This is a genomic window from Diaphorobacter sp. B2A2W2, from assembly GCF_056730635.1.
Window position 1 is genome coordinate 2,501 of sequence record NZ_JBWZOR010000019.1, and the last position, 3,170, is coordinate 5,670.

A 3,170-nucleotide genomic window follows, 5' to 3' on the forward strand; every position below is an offset into this window, starting at 1 on the left:
GTTATAGGGTCAAGTGACTAAGAGCATGTGGTGGATGCCTTGGCGATGATAGGCGACGAAAGACGTGATAGCCTGCGATAAGCTTCGGGGAGCTGGCAAATAAGCTTTGATCCGGAGATTTCTGAATGGGGAAACCTACCCGCAAGGGTATCGCTGACTGAATACATAGGTCAGCGAGGCGAACCGGGTGAACTGAAACATCTCAGTAGCTCGAGGAAAAGACATCAACCGAGATTCCGAAAGTAGTGGCGAGCGAAATCGGAGGAGCCTTCTAGTGATAGCGCGACTGTTAGCAAAGCGGCATGGAAAGGCCGGCCATAGTGGGTGATAGCCCCGTATGCGAAAACAGACGTGTGGTACTGAGCTAGAGAAAAGTAGGGCGGGGCACGAGAAACCCTGTCTGAACATGGGGGGACCATCCTCCAAGGCTAAATACTCATCATCGACCGATAGTGAACCAGTACCGTGAGGGAAAGGCGAAAAGAACCCCGGGAGGGGAGTGAAATAGATCCTGAAACCGCATGCTTACAAAAAGTCGGAGCCCTTAGGGGTGACGGCGTACCTTTTGTATAATGGGTCAGCGACTTACATTCAGTGGCGAGCTTAACCGAATAGGGGAGGCGTAGAGAAATCGAGTCCGAACAGGGCGTTCAGTCGCTGGGTGTAGACCCGAAACCAAGTGATCTATCCATGGCCAGGATGAAGGTGCCGTAACAGGTACTGGAGGTCCGAACCGACTAGTGTTGCAAAACTAGCGGATGAGCTGTGGATAGGGGTGAAAGGCTAAACAAACTTGGAAATAGCTGGTTCTCTCCGAAAACTATTTAGGTAGTGCCTCAAGTATTACCTGCGGGGGTAGAGCACTGTTTTGGCTAGGGGGTCATGGCGACTTACCAAACCAAGGCAAACTCCGAATACTGCAGAGTACAGCTTGGGAGACAGAGCACCGGGTGCTAACGTCCGGACTCAAGAGGGAAACAACCCAGACCGCCAGCTAAGGTCCCTAAAATTGGCTAAGTGGGAAACGAAGTGGGAAGGCTAAAACAGTCAGGATGTTGGCTTAGAAGCAGCCATCATTTAAAGAAAGCGTAATAGCTCACTGATCGAGTCGTCCTGCGCGGAAGATGTAACGGGGCTAAGCCAGTTACCGAAGCTGCGGATGTGCAATTTATTGCACGTGGTAGGAGAGCGTTCTGTAAGCCTGTGAAGGTGTCTGGTAACGGATGCTGGAGGTATCAGAAGTGCGAATGCTGACATGAGTAGCGTTAAAGCGGGTGAAAAGCCCGCTCGCCGTAAGCGCAAGGTTTCCTACGCAACGTTCATCGGCGTAGGGTGAGTCGGCCCCTAAGGCGAGGCAGAGATGCGTAGCTGATGGGAAACAGGTCAATATTCCTGTACCGATCAATAGTGCGATGTGGGGACGGAGAAGGTTAGCTCAGCCAACTGTTGGATATGTTGGTTCAAGCCTGTAGTCGTGCCTGGTAGGCAAATCCGCCGGGCTTAGATGAGGGGTGATAACGAGTCTGCTTGCAGACGAAGTGAGTGATACCCTGCTTCCAGGAAAAGCCACTAAGCTTCAGCTATTGACGACCGTACCGCAAACCGACACTGGTGCGCGAGATGAGTATTCTAAGGCGCTTGAGAGAACTCAGGAGAAGGAACTCGGCAAATTGATACCGTAACTTCGGGAGAAGGTATGCCGCAAGTAGGTGAACTTGTACAAAGGGAGCCCAAAGCGGTTGCAAAAAATCGGTGGCTGCGACTGTTTAATAAAAACACAGCACTCTGCAAACACGAAAGTGGACGTATAGGGTGTGACGCCTGCCCGGTGCTGGAAGATTAAATGATGGGGTGCAAGCTCTTGATTGAAGTCCCAGTAAACGGCGGCCGTAACTATAACGGTCCTAAGGTAGCGAAATTCCTTGTCGGGTAAGTTCCGACCTGCACGAATGGCGTAACGATGGCCACACTGTCTCCTCCTGAGACTCAGCGAAGTTGAAATGTTTGTGATGATGCAATCTCCCCGCGGAAAGACGGAAAGACCCCATGAACCTTTACTGTAGCTTTGTATTGGACTTTGAACGGATCTGTGTAGGATAGGTGGGAGGCTTTGAAGTGAGGTCGCTAGATCTCATGGAGCCAACGTTGAAATACCACCCTGGTGCGTTTGAGGTTCTAACCTAGGTCCATTAGCTGGATCGGGGACAGTGCATGGTAGGCAGTTTGACTGGGGCGGTCTCCTCCCAAAGCGTAACGGAGGAGTTCGAAGGTACGCTAGTTACGGTCGGACATCGTGACGATAGTGCAATGGCATAAGCGTGCTTAACTGCGAGACTGACAAGTCGAGCAGATGCGAAAGCAGGACATAGTGATCCGGTGGTTCTGTATGGAAGGGCCATCGCTCAACGGATAAAAGGTACTCTGGGGATAACAGGCTGATACCGCCCAAGAGTTCATATCGACGGCGGTGTTTGGCACCTCGATGTCGGCTCATCTCATCCTGGGGCTGTAGTCGGTCCCAAGGGTATGGCTGTTCGCCATTTAAAGAGGTACGTGAGCTGGGTTTAAAACGTCGTGAGACAGTTTGGTCCCTATCTTCCGTGGGCGCTGCAGATTTGAGGAAGCCTGCTCCTAGTACGAGAGGACCGGAGTGGACACACCTCTGGTGTATCGGTTGTCACGCCAGTGGCATTGCCGAGTAGCTAAGTGTGGAAGAGATAACCGCTGAAAGCATCTAAGCGGGAAACTCGTTTCAAGATGAGATCTGCCGGGGCCTTGAGCCCCCTGAAGGGTCGTTGTAGACCACGACGTTGATAGGCTGGGTGTGGAAGTGCAGCAATGCATTAAGCTAACCAGTACTAATTGCCCGTGCGGCTTGACCCTATAACTTTGACTGCCAATCGCAGTTCAAGACTGTTATGCCAAGTACGCAATCAAATCCACGCTGATTCACAAACTCTATGAATTCGCTGTGCAGTCCTCACTGCTCAGCAACCCTTTATGCCTGATGACCATAGCAAGTTGGTCCCACTCCTTCCCATCCCGAACAGGACAGTGAAACGACTTCGCGCCGATGATAGTGCGGGTTCCCGTGTGAAAGTAGGTCATCGTCAGGCTCTTACAGCCCAAACCGCCCTCCCACTAACACAGTGGGAGGGCGTTTTGCTTTG

The 3,170-nt window shown here is 51.8% G+C and carries 2 rRNA genes; both read left to right on the forward strand.

Annotated features, from left to right (window positions below):
- Positions 1-7: 7 nt before the first annotated feature.
- Positions 8-2,883, forward strand: a 23S ribosomal RNA gene (locus AC1PPL_RS19215).
- A gap of 120 nt (positions 2,884-3,003) precedes the next feature.
- A 5S ribosomal RNA gene (gene rrf / locus AC1PPL_RS19220) occupies positions 3,004-3,116 on the forward strand.
- The last annotated feature ends 54 nt before the right edge of the window (positions 3,117-3,170 follow it).